Here is a 6645-nt window from a genome sequence, read left to right as displayed (position 1 = left end):
GCTCGGGCGGCAGCGCGTCGGCCTCGGCGACGCGGCGGCGCCAGGCGTCGAACGCGTGGCGCTGCGCGGCGCGCGCCGAGCGCAGCTGCGCGTCGACCTGCGCCTCGAGCTCGTCGGTCAGCACGAAGTCGTTCGGGTCGGGCACCGCGGCCGGAAAGAACACGGCCGTGCGGAACTGTGTGTCCTCGCCGAAGCGGATGCCGTGCAGGCGGCCGCCGACCGACGCCGCGGCGGCCGAGTAGCTGGTTCCGAAGTCGATTCCGATCCGCATGGGACGCACCCGGGCTTGCGAGGGCGCGCGAGTGTAGTGGCGGCTGCCGGACAATGCGAGCGTCGGGGGAGCGGGCAGGTTGCCGGTCGTCCGGTCGCGGCAATTTCCGCGATTCCCGCGCGTGCAGCCGGTCAAGGACGACCGGCTGCGACCGCGCGGCTTCGATCCGGAACGCTTTCTCGACGATGGATCGCCGTACGTCCGCCTGCTCGGCGACGTGGGAGCGAGGCCGCGAACGATCCGTGCCGCATCGGCCCGGCGCTGTCCGGCGCCGGCGAAGCGCGCGACGAAATCCGCCTGCCGCCGGACCAGGTCGGCCGCACCGTCCGCGTGCGCGCGATCTGGTACGGCCGGAGCATTCCGCCGTTCCGCCTGCAGCAGCGCTTCGCCGACGCCAAGGTCCTCCCGCGCAGAGCGGCGAGATCCGGCGGCTGCACGCCGCTCGACGAGGCGCTGGCAGAACGCCGTCCGGATCGCGACGGATGGAAAGAATTCAGGGTCGCACGATGTCCGCGCGAGAGGCTGTCCGCCGACGGCATCGCACGATTCGCCCGTGAGCGGGTGCGCCCCCGACGGCGCCGTGTGACTCACGCGCCCGCGTTCCGGGCCGCGCGGTCAGCGGAGATCGTCCCGCCGGGCTCTTCGCGGCCGCCGCCCGACGCCGCACGCGCTCAGCACAGAAACCCTTGTTCCAGCCTGTCGAGCGCTTCCTGTCCGAGCCGCGCGAGATCGGGCTTGCCGTCTTTTTCGTACCAGTAGCGCATCGTCGCGCGGATGACGCCGATCGCGGCGCCGGCCATCAGGCGCGCGCGGCGTTCGGCGGCGGCGCCGCGGCCGAAGCGGCGGCGGAACGTCGCCGCCATCGCCGCCTCCCAGTCGCGATCGATCTCGTGCTCGCGCGCGGCGAGCGCCGGTACGGAGTCGACCAGGCGCTGCTGCGCGAGGAGCTGTTCGCGGTTGGCCGAGTATTCGTGCGCGAAGGTTTCGCAGATCGCGCGCAAGCCGTCGACCGGGTTGGGTGAGTGACCGGCGCCGTCGAGCAGGGCGAGGAAGCGCTCGAGGCGCTCGGCCCGATGCGGAAACGCGAGCGCTTCCTTGTTCTCGAAGTAACGGAAGAAGGTGCGCCGGCTGACGCCGGCGTCGGCGCAGATCTCGTCGATCGTCGTCTGCTCGAAGCCCTGGCGGTGGAACCGGCGGTTCGCCGCGGCGACCAGCGCCTGGCGGACGGCGGCCTTCTTCGACGAGCGCGTCGGCCGGGTCACGGGGCACGTACCTGTATCGCGAAGAGACGATGGCGCGGCGCCGGGTGCGCGGAGGAGGCATGCGCGCTGCGTGGCGACGGGGCGCGGCAACGTGCCGTGCAGTCGGGCCGGGTGAGACGGGCGCTTTTCCGGTGATCCGGCCAACCAGGTGGCATTTCCGCTCCGGCACGGCTATAACGGCGGTCCCTAAAAGTGCCACTGAGTGCCAGTTTTGGCTAGTGTTCCCACGCTCGTCCCTCCTGCACCGGCGCGGTGGCGCGGCGGCGCGCCCGCGTTCGCGCCGTTCGAGTTCGCGGTCGCCTGCGCCCAGGTACGCCATGCCGCCGCCGTCGTCCGCGACGATCGGGACGGGCGGCTCGGCGTCGGGCTCGACGGCACGCTGGTCGGCGCGGGCGAAAGCGGCGCGTGGCCGGTGCTCGGCCTGTTGCCGCCGCTGTATCCCGAGTGGCTCGGCGACCGCACTTTCAACGAGACGCACGGCACGCGGTTCCCATACGTCGCGGGCGCGATGGCCAACGGCATCGCCACCACCCGGCTCGTGATCGAAATGGCGCGTGCGGGCTGCCTTGGCTTCTTCGGCGCCGCGGGCCTGTCGCCGGCGCGCGTCGAAGCGGCCGTCGACGAGCTGGCCCGCGAACTCGATCCGCAAGGGCTGCCCTGGGGCGCGAATCTCATCCACAGCCCGGGCGAGCCCGCGATCGAAGACGCGATCGCGGATCTCTTCATCCGGCGCGGCGTGCGCTGCGTCGAAGCGTCGGCGTTCATGGGGCTCACGCCGGCGATCGTGCGCTACGCGGCGAGCGGCCTCACGGTCGACGGCGCGGGCGCCGTCCGGCGCCGTCATCGCGTGCTGGCGAAGATCTCGCGCGAGGAAGTGGCGAAGCAGTTCATGGCGCCCATGCCGGCCGCGATGCTCGATGCGCTGGTCGCGCGCAACGAGCTCACGCGCGCCGAAGCCGATCTCGCCGCGCGCGTGCCGCTCGCCGAAGACATCACCTGCGAAGCCGATTCCGGCGGCCATACCGACAATCGCCCGCTGACCGCGCTGCTGCCGACGATCATGGCATTGCGCGATCGCATCGTGGACGGGCAGCGCTATGCGCGGCCGATCCGCGTCGGCGCCGCCGGCGGGCTCGGTACGCCCGGCGCGCTCGCGTCCGCCTTCGCGCTCGGCGCGGCCTACGTGCAGACCGGCTCGGTGAACCAGTCCTGCGTGGAGTCGGGTCTCGGCGCCGGCGCGCGCGCGATGCTCGCCCAGGCCTCGATGGCCGACGTGATCATGGCGCCGGCGGCCGACATGTTCGAGATGGGTGTCGACGTGCAGGTCCTGCGTCGCGGCACGATGTTCGCGATCCGCGCGAGGAAGCTCTACGAGATCTACCGCGCGTACCCGTCGCTCGACGCGGTTCCGGCGGCGGATCGGGCGAAGATCGAAAAGGAAATGCTGCGCGCGAGCTTCGAGGAAGCCTGGGCCTCGACGCGCGCGTTCTGGTCCTCCCGCGATCCCTCGCAGGTCGCGCGCGCCGAATCCGATCCGAAGCACCGCATGGCGCTGGTGTTCCGCTCCTACCTCGGTCTCTCCAGCCGCTGGGCGATCGACGGCATCAGCGAGCGGCTGACCGATTTCCAGATCTGGTGCGGCCCGGCGATGGGCGCGTTCAACAGCTGGGCCAAGGGCAGCTTCCTCGAAGCGCCGGACCGGCGCAGCGCGGTGCAGGTCGCGCTGAACCTGCTCGAAGGCGCCGCGGTGCTCACGCGCGCGCAGCAGTTGCGCGCCTTCGGTCTGGCGATTCCGCCGTCCGCGTTCGATTTCCGTCCCAGGCCTCTTGGTGTCCGATGAGTTCGCAGGAATGCTCGCCCCTGTCCCTGGCTGCGACTCGCCGTTGTGCCGGATCAAATTGCCGCCGGTACGACCCGTCGGCGCGCCGGGATTCGCGACCGATGCCGGGCGCGATCTCTTCATGTGACTCACCGGACAGGACACTGGCATGAGTTCCCCGCAGCGCGAGCCGATCGCCATCGTCGGCGTCAGCGCGATCTTTCCCGGCTCGCACGACGCGAACGGCTTCTGGCGCGACATCCTCGCCGGCAAGGATCTGCTGACCGACGTCCCGGCGACGCACTGGCGCGTCGACGACTACTACGACGCGGATCCGGCGGCGCCCGACAAGACCTACGCACGCCGCGGCGGTTTTCTCGCACCGATGGACTTCGATGCGCTCGGCTGGGGCATCCCGCCGTCGACGATCCCCGCGACCGACACCTCGCAGCTGCTCGCGCTGATCGCCGCTCGCGCAGTGCTCGAAGACGCCGCGCGCGAGCAGTTCGAGACGATGGATCGTTCGCGCATCTCGGTGATCCTGGGTGTCACGAGCGCGCAGGAGCTGCTGTTTTCGCTGGTGTCGCGCCTGCAGCGCCCGGTCTGGCAGAAGGCGCTGCGCGAAACGGGCCTGCCCGAAGACGACGTGCAGGCCGCCTGCGAACGCATCGCCGCGCACTACGTGCCGTGGCAGGAAGCGTCGTTCCCGGGCCTGCTCGGCAACGTCGTCGCGGGGCGCATCGCCAACCGTCTCGGTCTGGGCGGCACCAACTGCGTCACCGACGCGGCGTGCGCGTCGAGTTTTTCCGCGATCCGGATGGCCGTCAACGAGCTGCAGCTCGGCGATTCCGACCTCGTGATCAGCGGCGGCGTCGACACGCTCAACGACATCTTCATGTACATGTGTTTCTCCAAGACGCCGGCGCTGTCGCCCAGCGGCGACTGCCGGCCGTTCTCGGATCAGGCCGACGGCACGATGCTCGGCGAAGGCCTGGGCATGGTCGCGTTGAAGCGCCTCGGCGACGCCGAGCGCGACGGCGATCGCATCTACGCGGTGCTGCGCGGCGTCGGCACGTCGTCGGACGGTCGCGCGAAGTCGGTGTATGCGCCGGTGTCGGCCGGGCAGGCGGCCGCATTGCGCCGCGCCTACGCGCAAGCCGGCTTCGGCCCCGCCACGGTAGAGCTCGTCGAGGCGCACGGCACCGGCACGAAGGCCGGCGATGCCGCCGAGTTCGAGGGCTTGCGCAGCGTCTACGCCGAAGCGGATGCGGTTCGCACGCAATGGTGCGCGCTGGGCTCGGTGAAAAGCCAGATCGGCCACACCAAGGCGGCTGCGGGCGCCGCCGGCCTGTTCAAGGCGGTGATGGCGCTGCACCACAAGGTGCTGCCGCCGACGATCAAGGCGGACATTCCCAATCCCGGGCTCGAGCTGGCGCGCAGTCCGTTCTATCTCAACACGGCGGCGCGACCGTGGATCCGCGACGCGTCGCACCCGCGGCGTGCGGCCGTCAGCGCGTTCGGCTTCGGCGGCTCGAATTTCCACCTCGCGCTCGAGGAATACGTCGGCGCGGCGCCGCGCGCGGAGCGGCTCGCGACGCAGTCGCACGAGCTCGTCGCGCTGAGCGCGGCGAGCGGCGAGGCGATGGTCGAGCAGATCGTGCAGCTGCGTCGCTCGTGTGCAGGCAACCTTCCGTTGTCGATGCTCGCGCGGGCGTCGCGCGATGCGTTCGACCACACCGCGGCGGTACGCCTTGCCGTCGTCGCAGCGAGCGTCGCCGAGCTCGACGCGCGGCTGGCCCTCGCACACACGAAGATCGCCGCCGATCCCACGCGGTCGTTCCAGCTTCCGGACGGCACGAGCTACGGCGTCGGCGCGCCCGACGGCGCGCTCGCGCTGCTGTTTCCGGGACAGGGCAGCCAGTACGCGGGAATGGGCGCCGCCGCAGCGATGCAGTTCGACGCGGCGCGCGCCGTGTGGGATCGCGCCGCGGACCTGCGTATCCACGAGATCGCCTTCGGCCGCCGGAGCGATGAGCTCGCGCGCACCGAAAACGCGCAGCCCGCGCTCGGCCTCGCGTCGATGGCGCTGCTCAACCTGTTGCGCGAGCTCGGCGTCGACGGCGCGATGGCCGCCGGCCACAGTTTCGGCGAGATCGTCGCCCTGCACGCGGCCGGCGTCGTCACCGAAGCCGACGCCGTGCGCATCGCACGCCGCCGCGGCGAGCTCATGCGCGACGCAGCCGCGGGCGGCAGCGGCGCGATGTGCGCGCTGGCCTGTCCGATCGAGCGCGCGCGCGAGCTGATCGGTCCGTTGCTCGCCATCGCCAATCACAACGCGCCCGAGCAGGTCGTCGTGTCGGGACCGCTGGAAGCGATCGCCGCGCTCGAGGCGAAAGGCGTCGCGGCGAAACGCCTGCCGGTCGCCGCGGCCTTCCATTCCGCGCAGGTCGCGCCCGCGTGCGCGCCGTTCGGCGAATTCCTCGCCGGCATCGCCTTCGCGGCACCGCGCATGCCCGTCTATGCGAACGCGCAGGCAGCGCCATACGAAGGCGATGCCGGCGCCATCCTCGCGCAGCAGATCGCGCAGCCGGTGCGCTTCGTCGAGACGATCGAAGCGATGTACGCCGCAGGCGCGCGCTGCTTCGTCGAAGTCGGCCCGGGCACGGTGCTCAAAGGTCTCGTCGGCGCGATTCTCGGCACGCGCGACCATCGCGCGATCGCGCTGGATCGCAAGGGCAAGTCCGATCTCGAACCGCTGCTCGTCGGTCTCGCGCAGCTCGCCGCCGCGGGCCACGTGACGAAACTGTCCGGGTTGTTCGCCGACGTACGCGTGCCGGCAGCGCCTGCGGCGCACAAGCACGGCATCGCGATCAGCGGCACCAACGTCGGCAAGCCCTATCCGCCGGCGGATCCGTCGCGCCTGCCGGCCCCCAATACAGCTCGCCCCAATCCGCCGCGTGCGGAATCCGCACCCGTCGCCGAGGTACGCACCGTGAAAGAAGAATCACCGCTGTCGCCGGCCTGGCTCGCCGCGTTCCAGGAGGCACAGCAGCAGACCGCGAATGCGCACGCCGCCTACCAGCGCGCGCTGAGCGACAGCCACACGCAGTACCTCAAGCTGGCCGAGAGCGCGATCAACGGCCTCACCGCGCTGCTCGGCGCGGCGCCGTCCGCCGCGGCAGCGACTTCGATCCTGACTGCAGCGGCGCCGGTCATCGCGCCGCCGCCTCTGGCGCCGATATCGGTCGCGACGATCGCGCCGGCACCCGTCGCGCCGCCGGCACCGGTCGTGG

Annotated in this window: 3 protein-coding genes and 1 pseudogene; 2 read left to right on the top strand and 2 right to left on the bottom strand. The window is 71.6% G+C overall.

The annotated features are described in order from the left end of the window. Both NON22_RS18290 and NON22_RS18285 read right to left on the bottom strand, forming a co-directional pair. A pseudogene (locus NON22_RS18290) lies at positions 1 to 862 on the bottom strand (hypothetical protein); the annotation flags it as partial. 80 nt (positions 863 to 942) lie between these two features. Then, the gene (locus NON22_RS18285; protein ID WP_257388390.1) at positions 943 to 1533 is read right to left on the bottom strand and encodes a TetR/AcrR family transcriptional regulator; all 591 of its coding nucleotides are present in this window, start codon (positions 1531 to 1533) and stop codon (positions 943 to 945) included. Positions 1534 to 1744: 211 nt separating this feature from the next. Between NON22_RS18285 and NON22_RS18280 the strand changes: the two genes are divergently transcribed. Next, positions 1745 to 3373, top strand: coding sequence for a PfaD family polyunsaturated fatty acid/polyketide biosynthesis protein (locus NON22_RS18280; RefSeq protein WP_257388389.1), 1629 nt, complete (start codon positions 1745 to 1747; stop codon positions 3371 to 3373). 148 nt (positions 3374 to 3521) lie between these two features. Continuing rightward, a partial coding sequence (locus NON22_RS18275) for a type I polyketide synthase (RefSeq protein WP_257388388.1) occupies positions 3522 to 6645 on the top strand: 3124 nt, incomplete at its 3' end.

The organism is Tahibacter caeni (assembly GCF_024609805.1).
Taxonomy (GTDB): domain Bacteria; phylum Pseudomonadota; class Gammaproteobacteria; order Xanthomonadales; family Rhodanobacteraceae; genus Tahibacter; species Tahibacter caeni.
This window is presented reverse-complemented; position numbering and strand designations above follow the sequence as displayed.